Consider the following 26,993-nt stretch of genomic DNA (forward strand, 5'->3'; position numbering starts at 1 on the left):
AGTCGAGGGCCGCGGATCAGCTCGACGAGCCCTCAGGGGCGCCGCCCCGCACGACGACGGCGGAGGCCTGGCCGTTGACGGTGACGTTGGAATTCACGAAGACCGGATTGTCGGTCGGCCGGGGTTCGCCCGTCACGACGTCGATGCCGCAACCCGGATCCAACTCCTCGCAGTTGAGCGTGGGGGGGATCAGGCCCCGATTCACGCCCACCAGGCTGGCGATCAGCTCGACCGCGCCGGCCCCGGAGGCGATGTTCCCGAAAAATCCTTTGAGGCCGACCACAGGCACCTTGCCCGGGCCGAAGACCCGTTCGAAGGCCCGCGCCTCGGCCAGGTCGCCGAGCTTGGAGCCCGACCCGTGCGCGTTGACGTGGCCGACCGCCTCCGGGCCGATGCCGGCCTCGCGGAGGGCCGACTTGACGGCGATCTCGGTCCCGCCCCCCTGGGCATCCTGGCCGCCGGTCGGGACCGCGTCGCAGCCCGAGCCGGCCCCGAGGATCTCGCCGTGGATCTTCGCGCCGCGCCGCAGGGCGTGCCCCAGTTCCTCGAGAATCAGGATCCCCGCCCCTTCGCCGGCGAGCGTCCCGTCCCGACGGGCGTCGAACGGCCGAAGGCCCTCGGCGGGCTCGCCCCGCCATCGCGACATGGTGTCGTAGAGGGCCATCCGGGTCAGGCTGAGCGGGTGGATCTTGGAGTCGGCGCCGCCGGTGATCATGACGTCGGCCTTGCCGCGGGCGATGATCCGCGCGGCCTCGGCGATCGCCAGGTTCGACGAGGCGTCGGCCTCCGTGATCGTGTTGCTCGGCCCCTGACAGTCCATCAGGATCGAGATATGGCAGGCCAGCATGTTGGGCAGGTACTTGAGCAGCCAGATCGGCTCGATGACGCCGATCCCCTCGCGTCCCCAGATGGGGAACTCGAACTGGCCGGTGTTCGAGGAGGCCATGGCGATGGCGGGCGCCAGCTCGTCCAGCTCGGTCGAGATCAGGCCGGCGCCCAGGTCGATGCCGATGCGGGTCGGCTGTACGCCGCCGTCGACCAGGCCGGCGTCGTCCATGGCTCGCTGGGCGGCGGCCACCGCGAGCTGGATGTCCCGGGCCATGTACTTGCGGCTCTTGCGCAGGGAGTTTCGATACTTCGGCAGGGCGTAGCCCTTCAGGAAGTCGAAATCGCGGATCTCGGCGACGATGTCGTTGGGCAGCCCCTCGACGGGGAACGCCTCGACGCGTCGCAGCGCCCCTTGGCCGGAGGCGAGCCGCTCCCAGATGCGATCCGGAGCGTCACCCAGGGGCGTGACGAACCCTAACCCGGTAATGACCACGCGGCGTTCGGAACCAAGCATGAATGACCCGTCGAACTCCCCGGTGATGGTCCGCGACTCGATCCCCGAGGCCGCCCCGCCCTACTCGGCGAGTCGGTCGGGGGCTCCCAGAACCGCCCGGAATGGATTCGTCCCGCGAGGGGACCCTGAACTTGGAACGCGTACAGTCTACCGAACGAACGCGGCGATGGCGACCGATTCAAGGCGTCGGGGCCGGCGTCGCCGTGGGGGGCTCGCCGTTGACCTCGCCGTCGACCGGCGCCCCGTCCAGCTCCTTGGCCCGCTGCTGCGCCTTGGCGAGATCGAGCACGCCCAGGAGCTGTTGCGTGAAGACGAAGTTCTTTGGGCCGAAGATCTGGTTGGCCCGGGTGTTGTCCAGGTGGGCGAAGACGATCTCGCAATCGGCCAGGAGGTCCCCGCCCAGGAACGCCTTGGCGTCGACCACCGCACCTTCCGAGCGGAGGTCCGTCAGGGTCACCTCGTAGATCAGCTGATCGCCGGCGCAGGCCACCCCGAAGAACTCGGCGCGGGGGATCTTGGCGAGCACCACCTTCTCCGTGAAGCCCCCCGCCTCGCCGACCAGGATCCCGCCGGTCTGAGCCAGCCCCTCGATGATGAGCGAGGCCGGCATGACCGGGTAGCCCGGGAAATGGTCGTGCAGGTGCTCCTCGGCGAGGGTCAGGTTCTTGATCGCTCGCGCGAACTGACCGCTCCGAAACTCCGTGAATTTGTCGATCCAGATCCATCGCATGGTCGAACGCGCCGCCAGGCAAAGGGGGGGAAGGAAGGAGAAGGGCCGGCCGTCCGGCCCGCGATCACCCGGAGACGCCGACCACGCCCGCGCGGATGGACGTGAGTCCACCCGCCGCGGCGTCGCGCGGCCCGTCCGCCTTTCGGGACGGCCGTCAGCCCTGGATCAGGCGCCGACCTTGCTCTGCACGTACTGCACGAGCATGTCGACCGTGTAGAGGTCGCCCATCTTCTCGACGTCGGGATCGGCCTCGAACTTCGAGAGGTCGGCGAAGGGGAGCCGGGCCTTCAGCTCGGAGACGCCCTTCGACGTCAGGCGGCCGTCGGCGATCCACTCGGGGTCGGCGACCAGGTTCTCCGGGAACAGCTCGCCCCGGGGGATCTTGATCCCGAAGTTCCGCTCGAGGCGGAAGACGATGTCGAGGAAGTCGATCGACTCGGCGCCCAGGTCGCCCTGCAGGGTGGACTCGCGGGAGACTTCCTCCTCATCCACTCCCAGCGCGTCGACGAGAGTGGACTGGACCTTCTCGAAGATTTCTTCGTATGCGGGCATGTCATCCTCAGGATTTAGGGGAACACGGGCTCGCACTCGATCCACGGCGAATCGGGGACGCGGACGGGCCTTCGATCAAGTCGGCTCACTTAATCGTCGGCGAGATCGAGCGGCGAACTTCAAGGGGGGTGGGTCGCAGGGTGGAAGCCCGATTCGCTTGGGGGGCGTTCCCGGATCCTTCGGCCGGAATCCGGGGTCGTCCTCGATTGTCCAGAAAATCGGGAATCCTTGCAACCTCATCACGCTCAAGCAAGGATACGACCGGAATGGGCAAGATCGGCGAAGATTTCCGGCGCGTCCCCCGGGCTGTTTAACGACCTTGCGGGCTGGGGCGGTCGCGACTGCCGCGACGGCCCACGTCCTGCCGATCAGACCGACTTCGCCGCGGCCGGCTCGGGCGTCCGCGAGATCGCGCGGGCCCCGACCGAGCCCTTCCGGAGCGTGACGTAGAGGTCGCGCAGGCCGGCGACGATCTGGGCGTCGGTGTTGTGGAGCAGCGGATTCTTGTCGCGCAGGTTGTACCGCGTCAGGACGATCCGCCCCTTGACCATCTCCTGCCCGTCGATCACGCCCACCCCCTTCAAGGTGGCGTCGGTCGCGTCGCTGGACACCAGGTCGATCTTCAGCTCGAGCTGGCGGCCCGGCTCGACGAAGCTGCCGTACTTGATGGTCTTCGCGAGCTTCAGCACGATGATGCTGTGAGCGAAGTCCTCCATGTCCCGCAGCAGCCAGGCCCCGGCCTGGGTCAAGGCCTCCAGCATCAGCACCCCGGGCATGACCGGGAAACCCGGGAAGTGGTCGGCGAGATATTCCTCGGCGAGCGACAGGTTCTTCACGGCATGCAACGAACGCCCGGGTTGGACGTCGAGGATCCGATCGATCAGGACGAAACGCATGGAAGCTCCCGAAAGCTAGAAGGCGGAGACTCAAGGGGCTCGACTCTCGAGCCGTCCGGGACCGGGGCGCCGGGGGAGTTGGCGGGTGGCGACCCGGCATTTTACTCCCGGGAGAGCCGGGCTTACAAGGACCGGTCGATGGTCCTCGGACTCGGCGTCAGGCCGCAACTCTTTCGAGGAACCATACAACCTGGGGACGACCGGTCAAATCCGGCGAGGCCCCCGGGCGGCCGATCGCGCCGCGGGTTCGGGCGGACGGGGTTGGGCGGGGCCCTTTTCAACTAGGAAGTCCCCGCCCACCCCCTTATACTTGAAGCGCGTCGTCGTCACGCCGGGCGATCGACGCCCGGCCCGGACGCGGAGTCGGACCGCGTCCCCGTCCCGGCGGAGGCTTTCGGATCATGTTGTCGAGCCTGGTCGGCCTCTCGCACGTGCTGTCGGCCGCCCTCGCGACGGCCACATTCGGCGCCCCGATCGACTGGTCGAAGGACGGCAAGTGGATCGCCCATCTCGCCGTCGCCTCGCCCGACGCCCCCGCCCTGCCCCCCGACTGGATGCTGACGCCGGGCGGAGCCGCCGCGAGCGCCGACGCCTCCGCCGCGGGGAAGTCCTACCGCCTCTGGGCCACGCGGGTCGAGGGGAACGAGTCGGTTTTGATCGAGGAATCGGCCCATCCCCTGTCGTCGCCGACCTGGTCGGCCGACGGCCGGTCGCTCGTATACGGTCGGTTCGTGCCCTTCGAATCCCAGGGTGGGTCCGCCCTGCGGGGGCGGTACGAGGTCGTCGTCCAATCGGGCCTCGATCGAAAACGTTCGGTCGTGGTGCACCCCGGCCTGGAGCTGGACGCCGCGGCGCTCGCGGCCCTGAGCCTCCAGAAGCCGGCGATGAACGTCGACGGCCGTCGAGTGGCCCTCGTCAGGCCCGGCGGCGACCCCGCAGTCTGGATCGTGGGCATCGAGAGCGGCCTCGTCACGACGGTCGAGGGTGCCCGGTCGCCCGCCTGGTCCCCCGACGGCCAGCGTCTGGCGTACCTTCGCCCGAATCCCGGACCGAACGGCGAGGCGGCCGTTTCACTCCACCTGCTGGGGGTCTCCGGCGGTGAGCGGCTGCTGAGCGGCGACCCCTCGCTGACCCCCTCGGCTCCGGTCTGGGGGATCGACGGCCAGTCGATCCTGATGCTGGCCGCGCCGATGCGCGGGCCCTTCCGTCACACCCAGGTCGATCTCATGCGAATCAGCCTGGAAGGCTTCAGCGCCCGGATCTCGACCCTTGAGGCCGCAGCCCCCGCTCCGGTGAACGCCCCCCAGCGATTTCGGGGGCCGATCACCCATTTCGGCGAGCGGCCGCCGGCCCTGCGCGTCGATCTCGCACTCGACGGCGAGCAGGAGCAGGGGGCCTGCCTGATCGAGTCGGACGGCCACGATCAGTCCGTGAAGTGGTACAACGTCCGCACGCAGAATACTTTCAAGAAGATCCACCCGCTCGACGCCGGCCTCCGGCTCGCCTCCCCGTCGCTCTCCCCAGACGGCCAGACGCTGGCCTTGCGGGTCGATGACGGCAGCGTCGCGGGCCTCGCGTTCCTCTGCGACCTGAACACGGAGGCGATCACGCTCCTCGCCCCGGACGAGGCGACCCGAGAGCGATGGCTGGACCGCCTCGCCGCCTGCGCCGTCGACCATCTCCAGACCTGGCTGCCCATGACGGCCGGCGACAGCACGACCGTCCGCGCCACGGTTCTCCCCCTCATGGCCGAACTCGGCGGCATCCATCCCCGTCAGTACCGTCTGCAACGGATCGCGAAGTTCGCGCTCTCGCTGCTCGATGATAAGGCGAGCGACAGTGTCGGGGACCGGTCCGGGGTCTACCGACTCTTCTTCAGTTACCTGAACCGGGATTACGACTCGGCCGAGCGGCATCTCGCCGCCGTGGAGGCCTCGGCCGACGATCCCGCCGCCCGCCTCCGGTGGCTCTGTCTTCGGGCCCAGGTCCTCCTCGGGCAAGGCGAGTTCGAGCGGGCTCGGGGCCTGATCGCCTATCTCGATCGCGAGACGACGTCGCGCACCCTGACTCTCGAAGACTCGCCCATCGGCCCGGCCCTGACCGGCGTCCCCAGCCCCGAGAACGTCTGGGCGAAGCACCTGGAGCAAAAGTCCGGCCCCGGCGCCCTTCAACGGGCGCAGACCGGCCTGGACGGGCTCGACGTCGAAGACGGCCGCGACCCCCTGCAGGGCCTCGATCCGGCGGAACGGCTGCCCAACCTTCCCTTCGCCCCGAATCCGGGCCTCGGCAGGGATCTCGAACCGATCGCGCCCGACGAGTTCGGCGGCCAGGCCCCACAGCGTCCCCGCCGTCGAATCTTCATCGAGCCTCAGGATCCGGGCGAGGGGCCGGCGGGAAGGCCGTTCCGGGCCCCGACGCAGGTGCCTCCCGTCCTGCGACTCGAAGTCGAGGGTTGACCCTCAGAACAGGGTCATGAGGACCAGGCGGGCGGCCTGGATCATGCTCGATCGCTCCGAAGGCGTGACCACGCCTCGTTCAACCACGCCTTCGAGCGACTTGAGCGTGCTGGCGATCACGAAGCCCTGCGCGGCATTGATGCCGAGCAGGCCGCGGTTGGCGTCGAGGATCCGCAGGACGTCGCGGATGGTGACGACCTCCTCGATGGGGCGATCGATCTCATCATTCCAGCGCGGCAGCGAGGGGGCGTCGGCCGACCGGGCGATCACGGCGTGGATCAGCCGGCTGATCTCGGTGAGCTTCGGATAGTCGAGCGTATCCGGGGTGTCGCTCGGGGCATGGTAGCGCGGATTCTCGCCGGTGCTGAAGAACAGGAACGGGATCTTGCGGCTCCGGAACGGCCCGTAGTCGCTACGGTTCAGCACCAGCAGGTCCGCCCCCAGGATGCCAAGCGTGAGCGGCTTCCCGGCCACCGCCTCGAACAGCCAGGGCCTAAGCGTGGGGACGTGCTCGGTCCCCATGACGAAGACGAGATCCTCGCAGACCCCGCCGAGCGACCGACCGATCATGTCGGCCGTGACGAACAGGTCGACGCCCTCCAGCGGGAACGGCGGATTCGCGGCGAAGTACCGCGAGCCGTAGAGCCCGACCTCCTCCTGATCGAAGGCGACGAAGACGACCGAGCGTCGAGGTCGGACGCCCGACTCGACCAGGGCGCGGGCCGTTTCCATGAGCATCGCTACGCCGGAGGCGTTGTCGTCGGCCCCGGGGTAGAGGACGCCCCCGCGTACGCCGAGGTGGTCGTAATGGGCCGAGACGATGACGCAGCGATCCTTCAACTCGGGGTCCGACCCCTTCAGGATCGCGCCGACGTTCCGCCCGGGCGCGTCGACCGGGGGCGCGGCCGGGACTTCCTGAGTGAACCGCCCCTGGAAGAGCGGCTCCAGGCCGAGCCGGCGGAACTCGTCGGCGATGAGGGCGGCGGCCTTTCGGGCCCCTTCCCCGCGTCGCCCCTCGAACTCCGGCGAGGCCAGCAGGCGGACCCAGCGTTCAAGCTCGGGGCGTTCGGGGCGGACGGGCTCGGACGCGCCGGCCGGGGAGATCGCCAGGGCCGCCGCGATCGTCGCGACCGCGAGCCGGAGTGCCGTCGGGACGACCCGCGGCGAGGACCTGAAAGGGCGAATCGGCGCGTCGTGCATAACCGCTCCTCGATGGGGAAAAAGATTCGCGCAACCGCCGCCAGCCGGGATTCCGTGTGTCATCCTACTCCTGGATTGGGTTGGTTCCCTACACGGAGGTGGAACGTGTCGCGAGGCTCATGGATCACGGCGTTCGCGCTGGCCCTGGCGTTCATGCTGGCCGGCTCGGCGAAGGCTCAGGATTGGAACGATTACCTGCACTGGCCGTACGTGCCCCCGCAGGTCCCGGGGAACGGGTTCGAGTACAACGGCCTCTACGACGGCTGGTACAAGTATCCCCGCGAGCAGCGGATCGTGCCCCAGATTCAGGGCCCGTACTACCGGAACTACTACGGCGGCTACCGCGTGCTCGACAAGTTCCGGCACCCCCACGGCTGGCACGACTGGAACAAGAAGAAGTTCTACAAGGGCAATCACTTCACCATGGACGTCTTCTGATCCGGTCCAAGGATCGTCCGATCGGAAGGCCGGGCCGCATCCCCAGGATTCACGTCCGGGTTGCTCCCGACGGGAACCGCCCCGCTCCCCCTCTCCCGGAGGGGGGGCCGGGGCGGTTTCGCTTTCCCGGGCGCCGCGTCCGCTCCGGAGCGGTCAGCCCAGGCCGCGGGCGATCTGGTAGTACGCCTCGACGGCCGTCGTGACCTGATCGATCTCGACCCACTCGTCGCGGGTGTGCGCCTGGGCGATGTCTCCGGGGCCGAAGACGATCGCGGGGATGCCCACCTCCCCGAGCGGACCGGCGTCCGTGCCGTAGGGGACGCCGACGAGCGCCGGGGCCCTCCCGGTCGCCGCCTCGACGGCCTTCAGGAGCGGATCGAGCCAGGGCCCGAGCGGCGTTTCCAGCGCGGGCATCCGGCCCCAGGGCTCCTCGAACTCGACCCCTTCAAGGCCCCCGGCTCGCGCCACGACCGCGGCCCTCGCCTGCTCGACGCAGCCTTGCCAGGTCTCGCCGGGGAGGATCCTGCGGTCGATCTCGATCTCGCAGAAGTCGGGCACGACGTTCACGCTCCGGCCCCCTTCGATCCGCCCGACCGAGAGCGTGGGCAGGCCGAGGCGGTCGTGCGGCGTCGAATCGGCCAGCTCGCGAGCGTGGCCCGCCAAGGCGTCCACGACGTGAGCCATCCGGTAGATCGCGTTGACCCCCAGGTCGGGCGTCGAGCTGTGGCAGGCGACGCCGCGGGTGCGGATCTTCCAGCGCACCGAGCCCTTGTGCCAGGGGACCAGGTCGAGCTTCGTCGGCTCGGCCACGATCGCCAGGTCGATCCCCTTCTGGGTCTCGGCCAGGAGGTCCGAGCCCAGGTGGGTGTACTCCTCGTCGACGGTCAGGGCGAGGACGACCGACGCCGAGCCGGCGGGCCTCTCGTTCCAGAGCCGGCGGAAGGCGAGCAACATGGCCGCCATCCCCGCCTTGACGTCGCAGGACCCCCGGCCATACACCCGTCCCCCTTCGACGCGGGGTTCGAACGGAGGGATCGTCATCCCCTCCACTGGCACGGTGTCCTGATGCACGTCGAAGAGGAGCCGACGCGCGCCCGGCTCGGGCGACTCGAAGCGGGCCAGCAGGTTCACCCGCCCGGGTGCCACGACCTGGCGCTCGACCGGGATGCCGGCCTCGCGCAGCCAGGCCTCGAGGAAACCGCCGATCCGGGCTTCATAGTACTCGGGCCCCGACACCGACCTCCCCATCGGGTTCACGCTGGGGATGGCGATCAGGTCGGACAGCAGGCGGGTCGATTCGTCCACGGGCCGCGCCCTTCCGGTCGATGGGATTTCAGCGGGACCGGCGCGACGTCGCGCGGTCCCGACCCTGTCGGCGTCGCGAGGCGACGTCGGTCGTCACTTCACGCGTTCCAGGTACTCGCTGGTCCGGGTGTCGATCCGGATCTTCTCGCCCGGCTTGATGAACGGCGGGACCTGGACCTTGAGCCCGGTCTCCAGCGTCGCTTCCTTGTACTGGTTGGTCGCCGTGGCGCCCTGGAGCGCGGGGGGCGTGTCGGTCACGCACAGCTCGACCGAGTCGGGGATCTCGATGGAGACCGGCTTGTCGTTGATGTACTTGACCGAGACCTTGCTGTTGGGCAACAGGAACTCCATCGCCGTCCCGATGATCTCGGGCGCGAAGTGGAGCTGGTCGTAGGTCTCGGTGTCCATGAAGACGTGCTCGTCGCCCGCCGAGTACAGGTACTCGTACGGCTTCGTCTCGACGTAGGGGACCTCGATCTGGTCCACCGAACGCAGACGCTTGTCGATCAGCGACCCCGAGTTCATGTTGCGGAGCTTGGTCTGGACCATGGCCCGGAGGTTGCCCGGGGTGTGGTGGGCGAAGTCGACCACGACGAAGTTCACGCCTTCCATCGTGATCACCATGCCGCGGCGGATATCGGTCGCTTTGATCATCATGGCTAGTTGCGTCTCTCTCTGGGATCGTCAAGACGGGTCGGCGAGTCCCTCCGGCCGATCCTGTCGATGCGGGATGATTTCAAGGGCGGCGGAGCGGCGTCAGGCGCGGATCCGAAGCCCGAATTTACTGGCCCCGCGTCGTTCTGCCTAGCCCGCCTTCCACTTCCGGCCGACCGGACGGACCTTCCTCGCCGAGCTCGGACGGACCGATTTCTCGCTGGCGACCTCATCGCCCCCGCCCCGAGGCGTTCGGGTGCGCCTGCCCGGAGGGCCCAGGATTTTGCGGCCGGGCCCCGCCGTTTCTCGGCCCAAACCTACGTCCCCGAAGGGATTCGGGGTGATCTCGGGAGTCCGGCGAAATTCGACGCCTTGACGTTTTTCGACGAACCGTCAATAATCCCCGCATGAGCACGATGACGCGAAAGCAAAAGGAGATCCGTCAGCGCGAGGCGTACCTGCTGGACGTCGCCCGGAAGATGCTGATGGAGCAAGGATTCGCGGGCCTGAGCATGGACCGCCTGGCCGAGGCCACCGAGTATTCCAAGGGGACGATCTACCAGCACTTCTCGACGAAGGAAGACCTCGTCGCGGCGCTGGCGGTTCAGAGCATCGAGCACCGTCGGGAGCTGTTCGAGCGGGCCAGGGCCTTCGAGGGCCGCGCCCGCGAGCGGATGTTCGCCATCGGCGTGGCCGACGAGCTGTTCGGCCGGCTGCACCCGCAATACTACCAGGCCGAGATGGTGATCCGGCTCGCGAACCTGCAGGACCGCGCCGACGTCCAGAGGCGGAAGCTCCTGCGGGAGCGGGACCGCCAGTGCGCCGGCTGGGTCCGCGAGATCATCGAGTCGGCCGTCGCCGACGGCGACCTCGCCCTTCGCGAGCCCTGGACGCCGCAGGGCCTGACGACCGCGACCTTCGCGGTGGCCGTCGGCACCCACCTGGGACTGCTCAACGCCGACCCGCTGTTCAACGAGTGCCCCACGGAGCACACCTGCCAATTGAAGCGGGAGAGCCTCAACATGATGTTCGACGGCTTCGGCTGGCGGCCGCTCTATTCGGAGTGGGATTACGCCGCGACCCGCCTCCGGGTGATGGAGACGATCTTCCCCGAGGAGTGGCGGGTCATCAACGACGAACCCTGAGCCTTTCTTCTTCCCGCCGGACCGTATGGGCCGGCGGCGCGCCTCACTTCCCATGACCACGGGCCCTCGCGACCCCCTTCGCGAACGGGCCCCAACCCTCCGACGGAGGACGCCCCGCGCGGGGCCGGGAGAACATGGATACCACGACCGCCTCGCGAAGACGCTCCCGCCGGAGCCTCGGCCTGATGGGCCTCGCCCTTGTCTGGGGAGCCGCCGGCTCGGGCTGCTCGAAGCACGAGGCGCCGAGGACGCCCCCCCCTCCCCTCGTCGGCGTCGTCGAATCCCGGCGGATGGACATCCCCGTCATCGACACGCCCAACGGCACGACGGTCGCCCTGGAGCAGGTGACGCTCCGGGCCCGCGTCCGGGGGTTCATCACCGAGCGGCTCTTCGAGGAGGGCTCGTTCGTCAAGAAGGGCGACCTCCTCTTCGTCATCGAGGAGGAGCCGTACAAGATCGCGCTCGAATCGGCCAAGGCCATGCAGGCGCAGGCCGAGGCCGCCGTCCGCAAGGCCGAGCAGTCCAAGGTGCGGGAGACGAGCGCGGCACGAGTGGCCCTGGACGTGGCCCAGCTGAACCTCAAGCGGATCGAGGAGCGACGGGCCCGGGCCCTGCTCGCCCGGAACGCCGGCTCCCAGGAGGACCTCGACCGGGCGGAGGCCGACCGCAAGCAATATGAGGCCCAGGTCGAGGCCGACCAGGCGAACTACGACCAGGCGATGGCCGACTACGAGATCGCCATCCTCGCGGCCAAGGCCCAGCTCGACGCCGCCAAGGCGGGCGTCCGCGACGCCGAGCTGGACCTCGGATACTGCCGCATGACCGCCCCGATCGACGGCCGCATCGGCATCGCCCTCGTCAAGGTGGGGAACCTCGTCGGCCCCGGGCAAGAGGGGGGGAGCTACACCGAGCTGGCCACCATCCAGCAGCTCGACCCGATCGCCGTCGACATCCGCATCAGCTCGCGATACCTGGACCGGGCGACCCAGCTCGTCCAGCAGAAGACCCCGGTGGAGCTGACCCGTCCCGGGGTCGAGGGCGAGGAGCGGCACCAGTACAACGGCCAGCTCTACTTCATCGACAATTTCATCGACGAGACCACCTCGACCTTCCTCTCCAAGGCGAGCATGCCCAACCCCAACGGCACGCTCCTGCCCGGCGAGTACGTCAAGCTGAGGATGGAGATCGAGCAGTTGAAGGACGTCGTCGTCGTGCCGGCCCAGGCCGTCACCGAGAGCGAATCCGGCCCGGTCGTCTACGTCATCGACAAGGAAGGCAAGGTCGCCGTGCAGGGGGTGCAGGCCGGCCTGACGACGTATCAGGGGATGCGCGTGCTGTTCGGCGGGCTGGAGGCGGGCGTCCCGGTCATCGTCGAGGGCCTGCAGATGATCCGCCCCGGGATGCCCGTCACGGTCCAGCCCGCGACCCTCGCCCGGCCCGTCGAGACCCCCACCACGGCCGGAGCCGACGCCCCGACCGAGGCCCCCGCCGCGACCGACGCCCCCGCGTCCGCCGCCCCGAAGGCCGCCGCGCCGTCCCCGAAGAAGGCCGAGCCCGCCGCCGGGGCGCACTGACCCCGCGGCCGAGGAGTCGTCCTTACCCCATCCCCGAGGGACAGCCCCCAACCCAGCGAGCGCACTCTCATCATGGTGAACTTCTTCATCGGCCGGCCGATCTTTGCGACGGTGCTGGCGATCCTGATGGTGCTCATCGGCGGCATCTGCGCGACGCTCCTGCCGATCGCGCAGTACCCCCCGATCGCCCCCCCGCAGGTCCAGGTCACCACGACCTACACCGGGGCCGACGCGCTCAGCGTCGCCCGGACCGTGACGACCCCCATCGAGCAGCAGATCAACGGCACCAAGGGCCTGATCTACTTCAGCTCGGACAGCACCAGCAACGGCGTCTCGAACATCGTCGCCACGTTCGACGTCGGCTACAACCAGGACATGGCCGCGGTCGACATCCAGAACAAGGTACAGACCGCCAACGCCCAGCTTCCCCCCGAAGTCAAGCAGTACGGCGTCACGATCAAGAAGACGTCGACCGACATGGTCTGCGTCGTCAACCTGATCTCGCCCGACGGCCGCTACGACGCCAACTTCCTGGACAACTACGGCCAGATCTACATCTCCGACATCCTCAAGCGCATCCCCGGCGTCAGCGACGTCATGTCGTTCGGCCGGAAGTACGCCATGCGGATCTGGCTCGACCCCGACCGCCTGGCCAACATGCGGATCAGCAGCGACGAGATCCTCGCCGCCGTCCGCTCCGAGAACCTCCAGGCCGCCGCCGGCAAGATCGGCGGCTCCCCCGTCCCCGAGGGCCAGGTCCGCGAGTTCCCGATCACCGTCAAGGGGCGGCTCTCCAAGGCGGCCGAGTTCGAGGAGATCATCGTCCGCCGCAACGACGACGGCTCGATCGTCCGCCTCAAGGACGTAGCCCGCGTCGAGCTGGCCTCGGAGAACTACGAGACCGCCGGCTTTCTGGACGGCCAGCCCGCCGGCGCCATGCCGGTCTTCCAGTACGCCGACGCCAACGCCCTGAACATCGTCGAGGCCGTCCACCACGAGATGGAGCGGGTCAAGAAGGACTTCCCCGAGGGCCTCGACTACGCGATGGCCTACGACACGACCAAGTACGTCGAGGAGAACATCGAGGAGGTGCAGCACACCCTCCTAGAGGCCTTCGGCCTGGTCATGATCGTGGTCTTCGTCTTCCTCCAGGGCGTCCGGGCCACCATCATCCCGTTGATCGCCATCCCGGTCTCACTGATCGCCACCTTCGCGGCGATGGCCCTGTTCGGGTTCTCGATCAACTCGTTGACGCTCTGCGGCCTGGTCCTGGCGATCGGCCTGGTGGTCGACGATGCGATCATCGTGGTCGAGAACGTCGAGAAGTTCCTCCATCGCGGCTATCGGCCGCTGGAGGCCACCCGTGCGGCCATGGCCGAAATCACCACGCCGATCATCACGATCACGCTCGTCCTCGCCGCCGTGTTCGTCCCGGTCGCCTTCATGCCCGGCATGACCGGCCGGCTCTACAACCAGTTCGCGATGACGATCGTCTTCTCGTTCGTGTTCTCGGCCATCAACTCGCTGACCCTCAGCCCGGCCATGGCCCGGCTCTTCCTCAAGCCCAAGCACGGCGAGACCCGCTTCTTCCTCTTCCGCTGGTTCAACCGCGGCATGAAGTGGATCGAGGACTCGTACGACTCGGTCCTCCTGTTCACGGCGAAGCACTGGTGGACGATCGTGGCACCTTCCGTCCTGCTGCTGGCCCTGACCGTCTACATGGTCGGGGTCCGGCCCAAGGCGTTCGTGCCCACGGAGGACCTGGGCTACCTGATCGTCGTCATCCAGACGCCCGACGGCACCAGCCGCGAGATCACCTCGAAGGTGGTCCACCAGGTCGCCGAGATCGCCATGAAGCTCGACGGCATCCAGCACGTCGTGGCCCTGGACGGCCTGAACATCATGAACTCGACGACCCAGAGCAACGCGGGCGTCGTCTTCACCCCCCTCAAGCCCTGGTCGGAACGCCGGTCGCCCGAGCTGCGGGCCGCGGCGCTCTCGCAGAAGTTCCAGGGGATGCTGTTCTCCCAGATACACAACGCCCTGCCGCTGGTGCTCCAGCCCCCGCCGATCCGCGGCCTCAGCCAGACCGGCGGCCACGAGATCGTCATCGAGGACCGCGCGGCCAAGGGGGTGGACGCCCTCCAGCGGGTCGTCGACCAGTTCCAGGACGCGGCCAGCAAGCGGCCCGAACTGGCCAGCGTCTTCACCTCGTACACGGCCCGCGTCCCGCAGCTCCGGTTCGAGCTGGACCGCACCAAGGCCCGCCGGCTCGACGTGCCCGTGGCCGACGTCTTCGCCACCCTGCAGGTCAACCTGGGGGCCTATTACGTCAACGATTTCGACCTCTACGGGAAGGTCTGGCGCGTCCTCATGCAGGCCGAGGGGGGCGTGCGGAGCAAGCCCGAGGACATCCAGAACCTCTACGTGCTCAACCGCAAGGGGGAACGCGTGCCGCTCAGCAGCCTGGGCGAGGTGCACTACACCCTCGGGCCGATCGACGTCCCGCACTACAACCTCTACACCTCGGCCAAGATGATCGGCAATCCCGCGCCCGGCTTCAGCTCGGGCCAGGCGCTCACCGCCCTTCAGCAGATCGCCGACGAGGTGCTCCCCGAGGGCTTCGGCTACGAGTACACCGGCACCACGCTCCAGGAGGTCAAGACCGGCAACCAGGCGACCTACATCTTCGGCCTGTCGGTCGTCTGCGTCTTCCTGTTCATGGCGGCCCTCTACGAGAGTTGGATTCGGCCCACGGTCATCATCCTCACGGTCCCCCTGGCCATGTTCGGGGCGATGGTCGGGCTCTGGATCTACGACATGCCGCTGGACGTCTTCGGCCAGATCGGCCTCGTCATGCTCATCGGCCTGGAGACCAAGAACGCGATCCTCCTGGTCGAGTTCGCGGTCGAGCAGCGCGAGAAGCACGGCAAGAGCATCATCGAATCGGCCATGATCGCCTCTCGCGAGAGGCTGCGGCCGATCCTCATGACCTCCTTCGCCTTCGTCATGGGCGTGCTGCCGATGGCCCGGGCGACGGGTGCCGGCGCCTACAGCCGGAACTCCCTCGGCGTGGTGATCGCCTTCGGCATCGCGGTCAGCACCGTGCTCGGCCGGTTCGTGATCCCGATCTATTACGTCCTCGGCGAACGCCTGGCCGACTACCTGCGGAAGCTCCGCAACGGCGACGAGGTCGACGACGATCACGAGGCCGAGCCGGCCCACCACGACGCCCGCCCCGTCCTGGCGGGAGCCACCGCGAACGGGAACGGCCTGGTCCACTACCCCTCCACCGAGGGCGCCGGCCACGCCGCCCGAGATTGACCGCGGAAGCCTATCCTACGCCTCACGACCCCATCCCGCCGACCGGCCCGGATGGGGTTTTCGTTTCCACCCCTCGCCAGGCCTCGTCGTGTCGCTGCGGAACCGGTCGGCGGAGCGTAGGCGCCTCCTCAGTGACCGCCGACTTCGACCTTGCTATCGAGGCCCCCCGAGTTCGTCCAGCGCGGCGAGTTCCCGCAGGTCGCTCTCAAGCGAGCCGCGACGTCCCCATTCGACGATCGAGATGCATTGTCTAAGCTGCGGCGTTCCCGGACGCTCCCGCTCTTTGACAATCCGGAAGGACCCATCGGACTGCGCGAAAGGCCTCGGTGTCGGGAGTCCAGGGCCATCCGTGCGGTGGTCGGACGCGCCGAACGAACCCAATCCCCAGAGGCGAAAATCGACGCTACCTCCTACAAGACTGGCGGTAGCGTCGATTGGCTTCGATTTGGGGTCCGGCAAACGAACCCAATTTTGACCTCAGCGAGAGTCTTGGCGGGTCGGCCGCTGGGAGAGGCCCGGTTCGTCGCCGTAGGCGAGGACGGCGTCGTTGGCGGGGGGTGCGTTGCGGTTGGCGATCAGTCCGCGGTGCCAGGATCGCCAGGCGCGGTCGAGTTCGCGGACGTCGGCCAGGCCGTAGTGGTCCAGGGTGGCCGAGTCCCAGTCCGTCTCCAGGCCGTCGCGGACGAACTTGAGGAACCGGGGCCGGCCGCCGATCTCGATGAGGAATCGGGAGATCGAGTAGCCCTGGCCGTAGAAGGCCATGAGGTCGCTGGGATACTCTTCGATTCGGAAGAGGTCGCCGAGGAAGATCTCGCCGCGGCGGGCGAGCAAGTCGACGGCGATCTGGTCGTGCCGGGTCCGCTCCCGCTCGTCCTCGCTCAGGAGCGAGGCGCCCTCGTCGGCCCAGCGCGGCATGGGGCCGCCGAAGAAGGCCGCGAAGACGGTGTGCGTGACCTCATGGGGGAGCGCCGAGGCCAGGATGCGGTCGAGCCGGCCCTCGACGACCATGCTCTGGTCGCTGACGTGGCCGTGATCGAACCCGAAGGAGGTGAGGCCCCCGGCCTCGCCCCCGGTCAGCTTCACCTTCACCGGACAGGGGACCGCCCAGTCGGGGAGTTCGCGGCCGAGCCAGGCGAGGGCGATCGTACGTCGGCATTCCTCGGCATGTTCCGCAACCTTCATCGCCACGTCGCGGTTGGGGGCCTCGACGACGAAGTTCTTGGTACGGTGGGAGGCGCCGCCGAGCAGCGGCAGGAGGCCCAGGAGCAGGGCCGCGGCGGCGCGGGCGCGGGGGCCGGAAGACCGAACGCGATAGGCATCCATGCGGCGCACTCCTCCATGAGCGTTCGCGGGTCGGGCTCGATCCTTCGAGCAAGCCAGGGACGAGGGCCGGACGTCGGGACGGCTCGGTCTCTCATCGCGGAGACTTTAGCAAAAACCCCCTCCGCTGTCGCCCCTTTTTCCGATCGGTCGCAAGCCTCGACCCGGCCTACAATTCGAGAGTGTCAGGCCGGACGCAATCGGTTAGAATCCCCGGATCGCGGGCGCATCGACGCCCGGGCCGAGTCCGCCCCGCACCCCGACAGGAACCCGGCAAGCCCGACATGGAGACGTCCCACTTCCTCATCATCTCGGGCTTGATCCTGATCAACGCCTACTTCGTCGCAGCCGAGTTCGCGCTGGTGAAGGTGCGGACCAGCCAGATCGACCAGCTCGCCCAGCAGGGGAACTGGGCCGCCCGGCTCACCAGCAAGGCCCTGGACCGCCTGGACCTCTACCTCTCGGCCTCGCAGATCGGCATCACGGTCGCGAGCCTCGCGCTGGGCCGCGCGATCGAGAAGTGGATCGACCCGGTGATGGAACACCTGCTGGAGTGGGTCGGGCTCGGGCACTCCCGACTCGCCGTGGGGGGGATGTCGATCGCCCTGGTGCCAATCCTCTCCCTCACGTTCGTCACCTTCCTGCACATGGCCCTCGGCGAGCAGGCGCCCAAGACCCTGGCGATCCGGGCTCCGCGCGTCGTCGCCCTGGTCACGTCCCCTCCCCTCGTCCTGCTGGCCTACGTCTTCTGGCCGGCGATCTGGCTGCTCAACACGGCCAGCAACCTGACCCTCAAGGTCCTGGGGCTGGGGGGCGCGAGTTCCGAGGAGATCTCCCACACCGACGAGGAGATCCGTCACATCCTGGCCGAGAGCGTCGAGGGGGGCCACCTCTCGCGCAGCGAACGGGTGATGATCGAGAACGTCCTGACCCTGGAGGAGAAGACCGCCAGGCGAGTCATGATCCCCCGGCCCGACATCGTCTACCTCAGCCTGTCCCGGCCGTTCGAGGAGAATCTGCGGCTCGCCCGACAGGCCGGACATACCCGCTATCCGCTCTGCGAGGACGACCTGACGTCGGTGGTCGGCATGATCCACGTCAAGGACGTCTTCCGCAGCGGCGGATTCCAGAACGGCCGGGTCGACCTCCGCCAGCTCGCCCGCAAGGCCCCGTACCTGCCCGTGACGCTCCGGCTGGATCAGCTCCTCCTGGAGTTCCAGCGCAACCGGGTCCACCTGGCGATGCTCCTCGACGAGTACGGCAGCGTCGTCGGCATGGTCACCCTGGAGAACGTCCTGGAAGAGCTGGTCGGCCCGATCCAGGACGAGTTCGACCGCGAGGCCCCCGAGGTCACCCCGCTCGGAGACGGCGTCTTCGAGGTCGAGGCCTCCTGCCCGCTCGACCGCCTGGAGGAGGCCGTCGGCATCGAGATCCCCGAGACCGACGCCGAGACCACCGGCGGCCTGATCCTCGACCTGCTGGGCCGCCTGGCACACGCCGGCGATTACGTCGAGATCGAGGGCCACCGCCTGGTGGTCCTCAAGGCCGATCCCACCCGCATCCGCAAGGTCCGGATCGAGCCGATCGTCCCGGCGGACGTCCAAGGCGAGCGGCCCCGCGACGAGCCCGAGTCGGCCTGACCTCGCCGGGTCGGTGCCCCCGGGCGCGGAGTCGGCTATAATCCCTGGTGTTCGCGACTCGCGGGATGCGCGGTCGGCCTTTCGGCCCGGCGGCTCGCCCCTCCCGGCCGCCGCGGGTCCGCCGGAGCTGGCGCCGATGCATGTTTCGCTGTTCATCACTTGCTTCAACGACACCCTGTTCCCCGGCACGGGCAAGGCCATGGTCGCCCTTCTGGAACGCCTCGGCCACACGGTCGACTTCCCGATGGGCCAGACCTGCTGCGGCCAGATGCACTACAACACCGGCTACCAGCGCGAGAGCCTCCCGCTGATGCGACGGTTCGTGGATATCTTCCGGGATTCCGAGGTCGTGGTCTCCCCCTCGGCCTCGTGCGTCGCCATGGTCCACGAGGCCTATCCGAAGCTCGCCGCCGAGACCGGCGACGCCGGCCTCGTCCGCGAAGTCGAGGCGCTCGTCCCCCGGGTGTTCGAGCTGACCATGTTCCTGGCCGACAAGCTCGGGGTCGAGGACGTCGGGGCCTACTTCCCGCACCGGGTGACCTTCCACACGACCTGCCATTCCAAGCGGATGCTCCACATCGGCGACGCCCCGCTGAGGCTGCTGAGGAAGGTGCGCGGGATCGACCTCGTCGAGCTTCCCCGGGTCGACGAGTGCTGCGGGTTCGGCGGGACATTCGCCGTCAAGAACGCCGACACGTCGATCGCCATGCTCTCGGACAAGATCCGCTGCGTCCTGGACACCCGCGCCGAGTACTGCGCGTCGGCCGACAACTCGTGCCTCATGCACATCGGCGGCGGCCTCCATCGCCAGCGAGCGGGGGTCAACCCGATCCACATCGCCGAGATCCTGGCCACGACCGAGGACGGCATGCCGGCCGGCGGCATCGCGGCGGCCGCGGCGGTCGCCGAAAGGAACGCTTGATCATGGCCCGACACGACCCGACGACCAACGCCGAACTGATGTCGCGCGAGGGGGTCCCCCCCCTCCCCACGAAGCAGCCGGCGATGAGCTTCCAGGACGCGGCGAAGCTCTCCCTGGGAGACTCCCAGCTTCGCTTCAACATGGGGAAGGCCACGAACACGATCCGCGGCAAGCGGGTCAAGGTGGTCGAGGAGATGCCCGACTGGGAGGCCCTCCGCGAGGCCGGCCGCGCCATCAAGGATCGGACCCTCCGCCACCTCGACAAGTACCTCCTCCAGTTCGAAGCCTCGGTGGCCCGCGTCGGCGGCAAGATCCACTGGGCCGCCGACGCCGACGACGCCAACCGGATCGTCGCCGACCTCGTCAAGGCCCAAGGCGCGAAGGAGGTGGTCAAGATCAAGTCGCTGACCACCGACGAGATCGGGCTCAACGAGGCCCTGGCCCGCGAGGGGATCACGGCGCACGAGACGGACCTCGCCGAGCTGATCATCCAGCTGGCCGACGAGCGGTCCTCGCACATCCTCGTCCCCGCCATCCACAAGAGTCGCGCCGAGATCCGCGAACTGTTCCGTCGCACCCTGGAGAACACCGAGGAGCTGACCGACGACCCCCGGGCCCTCGCCGCGGCCGCCCGCGCGCACCTCCGCAAGAAGTTCCTGACCGTGCCCGTCGCCGTCAGCGGCGTGAACTTCGGCGTCGCCGAGACCGGCACCGTCTGCATCGTCGAGTCCGAGGGGAACGGCCGGATGTGCCTGACCCTGCCCAAGGTCCTCATCTCGGTCATGGGCATCGAGAAGGTCGTGCCGACCTGGCGGGACATGGAGGTCTATCTCCAACTGCTCCCGCGGTCGAGCACCGCCGAGCGGATGAACCCGTACACCTCGTTCTGGACCGGCATCGCCCCTCCGGGCGACGGGCCGGATGAGTTCCACGTCATCCTGCTGGACGACGGCCGCTCCAAGGTCCTGACGGACCGCGTGGGCCGCCAGGCCCTCGCCTGCATCCGCTGCTCGGCCTGCCTCAACATCTGCCCGGTCTACGAGCGCACCGGCGGCCACGCCTACAACTCCGTCTATCCCGGACCGATCGGCGCTATCCTGACGCCCCAGCTCGTCGGCGTCGAGAACGCCGGCTCGCTCCCTTATGCATCGTCGCTCTGCGGGGCCTGCTACGAGGTGTGCCCGGTGAAGATCAACATCCCCGAAGTGCTCGTCCACCTTCGCGGCAAGGTCGTCCGCAAGAAGCAGGAGACCCTGCGCGGGCAACTCGCCCCCGAGAACGTGGCGATGAAGACCCTGGGCCGCGTCTTCGCCTCGCCCCGACGCTATGCGGCGATGCAGAAGATGGGCCGGCAGGGGCAGAAGTTGATGGTCAAGGGGGGGGTGATCGAACGCATCCCCGGCTACCTCGGCGGCTGGACTTCCGTCCGCGACGTCTACCCGATCGCCCCCCAGACCTTCCGCGAGTGGTGGAAGCAGCGCGAGCGCAAGGTCCTGCCCAAGCAGCCCCCTCGCGAGGAGACCCGGCCATGACCCCGCCCCGAGAGACCGTCCTGGCCAGGATCCGCGCCGCCCTGACGGACGTTCCGACGCTCGAACGCCCCGAAGACGTCGTGATCGATCGGTCCTACCGGCACATCGACGACGAGCCCGAACGAGCACGCCTCGAACGATTCATCGAGAGGGTCCGCGAGTACAAGGCTCGGGTCAAGGTCGCCCGGGCCGACGACCTTTCAAGGGCGATCGCCGAGTCGTGCGCCGAGAGGGGCGTCGCCCGCCTCGTCACACCGGCTGACCTCCCCGACGGGTGGGCGCCGCCGGGAGTCGAATTGATCCGAGAGCCCGGCCTGACGAACGACGAGTTGGAGCGGAGCGACGGCGTCCTGACCGCGTGCGCCCTGGGGATCGCCCAGACCGGGACGGTGGTCCTCGACAGCGGACCCGGCCAGGGCCGACGGGCGATCTCCCTCGTGCCGGACTACCACCTCTGCGTGGTCTTCGATCGACAGGTCGTCGGCCTGGTCCCCGAGGCCGTCGTGAGGCTCCAGGCCGCGGCCGAGTCCCCCGCGCGGCCGATCACGTTCATCTCCGGGCCGTCGGCCACGTCCGACATCGAGCTCAACCGCGTCGAAGGCGTCCACGGCCCCCGGACCCTGGAAGTCATCGTCGTGACCGAGCTGGACGTCTCCTGAGCCCGGAGGCTCGCTGATTTCTGGAGGCGGGAACGCACCCCCGCCTTCGCGAATCAGCAGCCCCGCGCGTCCATCTCGACGTACTCCCGCCGGCCCGAACCGGTGTAGATCTGGCGGGGCCGGCAGATGCGCCGCTCGGGATCCTGGTAGAGTTCGTACCAGTGGGCGATCCAGCCCGGGACCCGGCCGATCGAGAACATGACCGTGAACATGTTCAGGGGAATGCCGATCGCCCGCAGGATGATGCCCGAGTAGAAGTCGACGTTGGGATAGAGCTTCCGCTCCAGGAAGTAGTCGTCCGTGAGGGCGATCTCGGCCAGCTCGCGGGCGATCTCCAGCAAGGGGTCCGACACGCCCAGCGTGTCGAGCAGCTCCCCGCAGGTCTCTTCCAGGATCTTGGCCCGGGGGTCGAAGTTCTTGTAGACCCGATGCCCGAAGCCCATCAGGCGGAACTTGCGGTCCTTGACCTTGGCGACGATCGAGCGAGGGTCGTCGCCCCCCTCCTGAATCTGCCGGAGCATCTCGATCACCGCCATGTTGGCCCCGCCGTGGAGCGGGCCCCACAGGGCGCAGACGCCGGAGGCGACCGAAGCGAAGACGTTGGCCCCGGACGAGCCGACCATCCGCACCGTGGAGGTCGAGCAGTTCTGCTCGTGGTCGGCGTGGAGGATCAGGAACTTCGTGAGCGCCCGGACCACCTGCAGGGGAGGCTCGTGCCGGCGGTGCGGCCGCGAGAACATCATGTGCAGGAAGTTGCGGCAGTAGCTGAGCGAGGGATCGGGATACTCCATCCGCCTCCCCTGCGTCATCTTGTAGCTGAACGCCGCGATCGTGCAGACCTTGCTCATCAGGGTCGCCGTGGCGCGGATCAGCCGCTCGTCGTCCATCTCGGGGGCGAGCAGCTCGGGATGATAACATCCGCAGGCGTTGATCATCGCCGAGAGCATCGCCATCGGGTGCCCATGCGGCGGGAAGCCCTCGAAGTGGTAGCGCATGCCCTCGTGGAGCAGCTGCTCGTCGGTGAGCAGGGCGCGGAATCCGGCGAGTTGGTCGGACGTCGGCAACTCGCCGAAGATCAAGAGCCAGGCCACCTCGACGAAGCTGCTCTTCTCGGCCAGCTCCTCGATCGGGTACCCGCGATAGCGGAGGATCCCACGCTCGCCGTCGATGAAGGTGATCGCGCTATTGCAGGCGGCCGTGTTGCCGAAGCCGGGGTCGACCGTGATGTAGCCCGTCTGGTCGCGGAGCCGGCCGATGCCGACGCCGTGCTCGTCCTCCGAACCCACGACGATCGGGAGGTCGACTTCGCGGCCCGGCAGCTGGAGGCGCGCGACGGAGCGGTCGGCGTCGGCCGGGGCGGGGACGGCGGGGGACGGCATGGACGGACCCTCGACGGGGAGCCAGGGAAGAGCGGGGAAGGCGATCGCGGAGCGGGCCTCGCCTCGAATCGGGGAGGGTTTGCGGCCGAGGCGTCGGGGGCGGGGGCGGGAGGGCGCGAGCGGCGGGCGGGCCTGGGGCCGCGCCCGCCGCTCGGGGATTTCGGCGTCAGCCGCGCTTGGCGACGACGGTGGAGCCGTCGGGGGTGGCGTCGGAGGAGTAGTCGAACCACTTGGGGTCGAACTCGATCCGGCGGTTCTCGCGCATGGCGATGTTGGTGGTCAGCGCGATGACCGCGTCGGCCAGGGCGACCTCGCCCTTGCAGCGGGGCTGGTGCTCCGAGTCGGCGTGGAAGTTGGAGGCGTCGCCGTGGCGGACGCAGTAGGCGAAGTGCTCCAGCTCCTCGCGGTAGCCGCGGGAGGGGTCGGCCGTGGCCAGGCCGCCGATCGCCGTCGCGGCGCTGGGGCCGGCGGTGCTCGGGCTTGTCTCCAGGACCGGCTTCTTGTTCTGGGTCTCGACGGTGACGCTGGTCGTCTTCGAGAGGGCGGCGGCGCCGGCCTCCTTGTACAGGAGGATCTCCTTCTCCTGATAGACGACCATGGTCCCCTTCGAGCCCATGACCTGCTCGCCGTATCCGTCGAACGAGTTGGTGTTGATGGACGAATACGTCACGACGATGCGGTCCTTCGCGTCGGTCCCGGGGAACTCGAACATCGTGAAGACGTGGTCGTCCGCCTCGCGGCCGTCCTTGTAGAAGAAGTTGCCGCCGACGCCGGTGACGGCGATCGGGTGCTTCTTGCCCAGGAAGATCGAGCAGGCGTCGAGCTGGTGGCTCCCTAGCTCGGCCATCAGGCCGGCGCCCGTGCGGTTGTAGAGCCGCCAATTGATCAGCTCGTCCAGGCTCTTGTAGCCGTAGGCGGCGAAGTCGATGCTCTTGTCGTCGTCGGGGTAGATCCGCTTCCAGGAGTCCTGGTAGATCAGGTTGCCCTTCTCGTCGTGCATGTACTGCGGGAGCCCGGTCGCCATGTCGTAGATCGGGCTGCCGGACGCGTCGCGAGCGACGCGGGGCTGGGCGTTGTTGCGGTGCCAGAGCGCGCGGATGTGGCGGACCTCGCCGAGCACGCCGTTGGTGAGCAGGAAGTTGGCGTTGTCGTAGAGCGCCGAGTAGTGCCGCTGGTGGCCGACGGCCAGGAGCTTGTTGGTCTCCCGGGCGACCCGGCACATCTCCTTGCACTCGCCGATCGAGTGCGCCATCAGCTTCTCGGTGAAGACGTGCTTGCCAGCCTTCATGGCCTCGATGGCGACCGGGGCGTGCAGCCAGAGCGGCAGGGCGATGACGACGACCTCGACGTCCGGGTCGGCGTACATCTCCTCCTTGTTCTGATACTGCTTGATGGTCTTGGCGGCGGCCTCGCCGTATTGCTTGTGGGTGGCGAACTCCTTGCGGGCCCGCACCTGCTGCGACGGCCGGATGTCGCAGAAGCCGACGAAGTCCATGTAGTCGCGGTTGTGGTAGCGGATCATGGCCTGGCAGCCTTCGTCGCCGGTGCCGATGATCGCGGCCTTGACCGGGGGCTTGTCTCCCAGGCCCTGGTAGCCGAAGTAGTACGCCCCCATGGCGGGCGCGGCGGCGGCGGCGGCCAGCCAGTCGCGGCGGCTCATGCCCAGGGCCCGGTTCGCGTTCTCGCGGCCCAGAATACGCTGCTCGGCGGTCAGATTCGTCATCCCAAGCTCCTCAGAGATCGATAAGCGTCATTCGGGGTCGAGTCACGAAACGGACCGTTCCAGGTTCCGGGACGAGCCGGCGGCCGTGCGGTCTTCGTCGCCTTCGAGGAGCCCCTCGCGACGGGCGAGGCGGCGACGGCGACGGCCGCCGAAGAAGAGGGCGTCCAGACCCACCCAGTGCGCGCTCGGCGTGGCCGCGATCAGTAGGCAGGCGATCAGCTCGATGAGGTTCTTGCTGACGATCCAGTAGTGCCCCTCCACCTTCGGGCTCTCGGGCAGGCCCGGCCAGGGGGGCATGGAGAAGTAGATCATCGCCAGGAACCCCGCCGCCGCCAGGGCCGAGAGGGGGGTCAGGAAGCCCAGGATCAGGCACGCCCCCATCAGGATCAGCCCGTACATGGTCAGTACGTTGGCCACGTCCAGAAAGGTCGTCGGCGGCTGATATTCGGCTCGACGGGCCAACCATCCCTCGTACTTCGCGGCGGCCTTCGGCGGGAGCGAAGACTTCAGCCAGGCCATGTCGAGCCAGGAGGTGCGGGCCTGCTTCTGGTCGGGCGGGACCAGCCCGACGACGGCCGTCTTGAGATCATCGCCCTGGGCCACGATCGGCGCGGTGAGCGTCTTCCGCTCGGCGTTGAGCGCCTGCCGGGCCTCCCAGGCCCGCTCGCGTTCGAAGGACATGGACTTGGGGTCGCGCTCGACCAGCATGGCCTCGCGGAGGTCGTGCAGGTACTTGTCGCGGCCCTGAACGTTCACGGGGTTGTGAAACCAGTAGTCGGCCCAGACGTAGGCGTCGTCAAGGAGGATCTTCGCCTTCCCCTTCTGGTCCTCGTCGAAGTCGTAGTGGCGGCCGATCCCGTCCACCATGTCGGCCCAGGACTTCTTGAGTCGAGCCTGGTCCAGCATCTCCAGGCCATTGGCGTCCGGCAGCATCCCCCGGAAGTAGGGGGCCATCGGCCCGCTGGAGTTCCGCAGGTAGATCTCGGCCGAGAACGGCTTGCCGTGCTCGCCCGACTCGTACTTGTCGAGCCCCTCGGTGAGGAAGTGCCAGCCGATCGCGATCCGGAGCAGGACGAGGAAGAGCGCCCCGAGGAAACCTATCTGGTAGCGTCTGGCGGCGTTCAGGGGACGCCTCCTTTCTACGTTCGTGAGGCGGTCAGGAGGAAGCGAAGTCTTGCGGGCCCAGGCCCATCGCGACGACGCGAGGGGAGCGGTCGGCGGGCCCTCGCTCGACGAACACGACGCCGACGTCGGGACGCCTGGCGACGAGGTCCCGCCCGGCTTCGGGCCCGAGGACGTACAGGGCCGTCGAGAGCGCGTCGGCCTCGGCGGCGGTGGGGGCGAGGACGGTCACGCTCGACGGGCCGTCGGCCGGCTCGCCGGTGCGCGGGTCGAGGATGTGGCCGTACGAGCGGCCCTCGGCCTCGAATCGCTGGTAGGCGCCGCCCGAGGTCCCGACCGCCCGGTTCCGGACCCGGAACACCCCCAGGGGGGATTCGGGGTCGGACGGGTTCTGGAGGGCGATCTCCCAGCGGCCGGCGAACCGCCCGGGGGGGGAGCCGAGGGCGAACAGGCTCGATTGGCCCCCGTGCACCAGGGCCGACGTCGGCAGGACGTGGCCGCGGAGGACGTCGACGGCGCGGTCGATCGCGTAGCCCTTGCCGATGCTCCCGAAGTTCACGACCAGCCCCGGGGTCTCGAAGCCGACGGTGCGGCGCGCCCGGTCCAGCCGCAGCTTGCTCCAGCCGGTCCTCGCCATGGCGTCGGCCCGCTCCGCGTCGCTCGGCACGCGCTTCGGGCCCCGGACGAATCCCCAGGCCTCGGAGAGCGCCCCGGCGGTCACGTCGTAGGCCCCCCCGCTCCACTCGGAGACGGCGCGGGCCAGTTCCAGGAGATCGAACAGACCAGGCTCCACCTCGACGGGCCCTTCATGGGCGGAGCGGTTGAGGCGGCTGACTTCGGAGTCGTCGCGATACACCGTGAGCTGGGCTTCGAGGGCCTCGATCCGGTCGAGCGCGCGGGAGGCCAGCTCGACCGCGCCGAGCAGGCGGGCGCCGAGCCGGATCTCGAAGAACGAGCCCATGCCGGGGCGATGCACGCGGAGCAGGTCGGAGGGCCCGACGGCCCCGGGCGTGTGGGATCCGGCCCCACGCGCCTCGGCCCCCAGGCGTCGGAGACGCATGAGGTCGCGACGATTCACTC

Annotated in this window: 21 protein-coding genes; 9 read left to right on the forward strand and 12 right to left on the reverse strand. The window is 68.7% G+C overall.

Annotation, left to right across the window (positions count from 1 at the left end; translation table 11 throughout):
• Positions 1–16: 16 nt before the first annotated feature.
• From G6O68_RS06390 to G6O68_RS06405, 4 genes are all read right to left on the reverse strand, one after another.
• Positions 17–1,342 carry a beta-ketoacyl-[acyl-carrier-protein] synthase family protein gene (locus G6O68_RS06390; RefSeq protein ID WP_165246005.1) on the reverse strand — a complete coding sequence of 442 codons (1,326 nt, stop codon included), beginning with the start codon at positions 1,340–1,342 and terminating at the stop codon, positions 17–19.
• A 178-nt stretch (positions 1,343–1,520) separates the two neighbouring features.
• Positions 1,521–2,072, reverse strand: coding sequence for a 3-hydroxyacyl-ACP dehydratase FabZ family protein (locus G6O68_RS06395; RefSeq protein WP_165246007.1), 552 nt, complete (start codon positions 2,070–2,072; stop codon positions 1,521–1,523).
• A gap of 165 nt (positions 2,073–2,237) precedes the next feature.
• Positions 2,238–2,624, reverse strand: coding sequence for an acyl carrier protein (locus G6O68_RS06400; protein ID WP_165246009.1), 387 nt, complete (start codon positions 2,622–2,624; stop codon positions 2,238–2,240).
• A gap of 368 nt (positions 2,625–2,992) precedes the next feature.
• On the reverse strand, positions 2,993–3,520 hold the full coding sequence (locus G6O68_RS06405; RefSeq protein ID WP_165246011.1) for a 3-hydroxyacyl-ACP dehydratase FabZ family protein: 528 nt from the start codon (positions 3,518–3,520) through the stop codon (positions 2,993–2,995).
• 401 nt (positions 3,521–3,921) lie between these two features.
• Here G6O68_RS06405 and G6O68_RS06410 point away from each other — a divergent pair, with 401 nt between their 5' ends.
• Positions 3,922–5,976, forward strand: a complete 2,055-nt coding sequence (locus G6O68_RS06410; RefSeq protein WP_165246013.1) for a PD40 domain-containing protein — start codon at positions 3,922–3,924, stop codon at positions 5,974–5,976.
• 3 nt (positions 5,977–5,979) lie between these two features.
• On the opposite strand, the gene G6O68_RS06415 is transcribed toward G6O68_RS06410, so the two are convergent.
• Positions 5,980–7,176, reverse strand: coding sequence for a M28 family metallopeptidase (locus tag G6O68_RS06415; RefSeq protein ID WP_165246015.1), 1,197 nt, complete (start codon positions 7,174–7,176; stop codon positions 5,980–5,982).
• 105 nt (positions 7,177–7,281) lie between these two features.
• Here G6O68_RS06415 and G6O68_RS06420 point away from each other — a divergent pair, with 105 nt between their 5' ends.
• Complete coding sequence (locus tag G6O68_RS06420; protein ID WP_165246017.1) at positions 7,282–7,614, forward strand: hypothetical protein; 333 nt, start codon at positions 7,282–7,284, stop codon at positions 7,612–7,614.
• A gap of 153 nt (positions 7,615–7,767) precedes the next feature.
• Here the strand turns inward: G6O68_RS06420 and G6O68_RS06425 are convergent, their stop codons facing one another.
• Both G6O68_RS06425 and efp read right to left on the reverse strand, forming a co-directional pair.
• Positions 7,768–8,919 (reverse strand): M20 family metallopeptidase, encoded by a 1,152-nt coding sequence (locus G6O68_RS06425; RefSeq protein WP_240911075.1) that lies wholly within the window; start codon positions 8,917–8,919, stop codon positions 7,768–7,770.
• Between the two features lie 93 nt (positions 8,920–9,012).
• Positions 9,013–9,576, reverse strand: a complete 564-nt coding sequence (efp, locus tag G6O68_RS06430; RefSeq protein WP_165246019.1) for an elongation factor P — start codon at positions 9,574–9,576, stop codon at positions 9,013–9,015.
• Positions 9,577–9,989: 413 nt separating this feature from the next.
• Between efp and G6O68_RS06435 the strand changes: the two genes are divergently transcribed.
• From G6O68_RS06435 to G6O68_RS06445, 3 genes are all read left to right on the forward strand, one after another.
• Positions 9,990–10,718, forward strand: a complete 729-nt coding sequence (locus G6O68_RS06435; RefSeq protein ID WP_240911076.1) for a TetR/AcrR family transcriptional regulator — start codon at positions 9,990–9,992, stop codon at positions 10,716–10,718.
• 134 nt (positions 10,719–10,852) lie between these two features.
• Entirely contained in the window at positions 10,853–12,292 is a 1,440-nt protein-coding gene (locus G6O68_RS06440; RefSeq protein ID WP_165246023.1) for an efflux RND transporter periplasmic adaptor subunit, read from the forward strand.
• A 72-nt stretch (positions 12,293–12,364) separates the two neighbouring features.
• On the forward strand, positions 12,365–15,616 hold the full coding sequence (locus tag G6O68_RS06445) for an efflux RND transporter permease subunit (protein WP_165246025.1): 3,252 nt from the start codon (positions 12,365–12,367) through the stop codon (positions 15,614–15,616).
• A 477-nt stretch (positions 15,617–16,093) separates the two neighbouring features.
• Here G6O68_RS06445 and G6O68_RS06450 read toward each other — a convergent pair whose 3' ends face one another.
• Positions 16,094–16,939 (reverse strand): hypothetical protein, encoded by an 846-nt coding sequence (locus G6O68_RS06450; RefSeq protein ID WP_240911077.1) that lies wholly within the window; start codon positions 16,937–16,939, stop codon positions 16,094–16,096.
• Positions 16,940–17,220: 281 nt separating this feature from the next.
• On the opposite strand from G6O68_RS06450, the gene G6O68_RS06455 reads away from it, so the two are divergent.
• The 4 genes from G6O68_RS06455 (at position 17,221) to G6O68_RS06470 (ending at position 21,689) form a co-directional block, all read left to right on the forward strand.
• Positions 17,221–18,576, forward strand: a complete 1,356-nt coding sequence (locus tag G6O68_RS06455) for a hemolysin family protein (RefSeq protein ID WP_165246027.1) — start codon at positions 17,221–17,223, stop codon at positions 18,574–18,576.
• Between the two features lie 136 nt (positions 18,577–18,712).
• Complete coding sequence (locus tag G6O68_RS06460) at positions 18,713–19,498, forward strand: (Fe-S)-binding protein (RefSeq protein WP_165246029.1); 786 nt, start codon at positions 18,713–18,715, stop codon at positions 19,496–19,498.
• A gap of 38 nt (positions 19,499–19,536) precedes the next feature.
• The gene (locus G6O68_RS06465; protein WP_165246156.1) at positions 19,537–21,030 is read left to right on the forward strand and encodes a LutB/LldF family L-lactate oxidation iron-sulfur protein; all 1,494 of its coding nucleotides are present in this window, start codon (positions 19,537–19,539) and stop codon (positions 21,028–21,030) included.
• Positions 21,027–21,689 (forward strand): LutC/YkgG family protein, encoded by a 663-nt coding sequence (locus tag G6O68_RS06470; protein ID WP_165246031.1) that lies wholly within the window; start codon positions 21,027–21,029, stop codon positions 21,687–21,689. Before G6O68_RS06465 ends, G6O68_RS06470 begins: the two co-directional genes overlap by 4 nt.
• A gap of 53 nt (positions 21,690–21,742) precedes the next feature.
• Here the strand turns inward: G6O68_RS06470 and G6O68_RS06475 are convergent, their stop codons facing one another.
• From G6O68_RS06475 to G6O68_RS06490, 4 genes are all read right to left on the reverse strand, one after another.
• Positions 21,743–23,068: a citrate synthase gene (locus G6O68_RS06475; protein WP_165246033.1), complete on the reverse strand. Its 1,326-nt coding sequence runs from the start codon at positions 23,066–23,068 to the stop codon at positions 21,743–21,745.
• A 166-nt stretch (positions 23,069–23,234) separates the two neighbouring features.
• A complete protein-coding gene (locus G6O68_RS06480; protein ID WP_165246035.1) occupies positions 23,235–24,791 on the reverse strand; it encodes a Gfo/Idh/MocA family oxidoreductase in 1,557 nt (518 codons plus the stop codon).
• A 42-nt stretch (positions 24,792–24,833) separates the two neighbouring features.
• Entirely contained in the window at positions 24,834–25,745 is a 912-nt protein-coding gene (locus G6O68_RS06485) for a DoxX family protein (protein WP_240911079.1), read from the reverse strand.
• A 202-nt stretch (positions 25,746–25,947) separates the two neighbouring features.
• Positions 25,948–26,991 (reverse strand): FAD:protein FMN transferase, encoded by a 1,044-nt coding sequence (locus G6O68_RS06490; protein ID WP_240911080.1) that lies wholly within the window; start codon positions 26,989–26,991, stop codon positions 25,948–25,950.
• Positions 26,992–26,993 lie beyond the last annotated feature (2 nt).

Origin of the sequence: Paludisphaera soli (assembly GCF_011064595.1) — a bacterium.
Classification (GTDB): domain Bacteria; phylum Planctomycetota; class Planctomycetia; order Isosphaerales; family Isosphaeraceae; genus Paludisphaera; species Paludisphaera soli.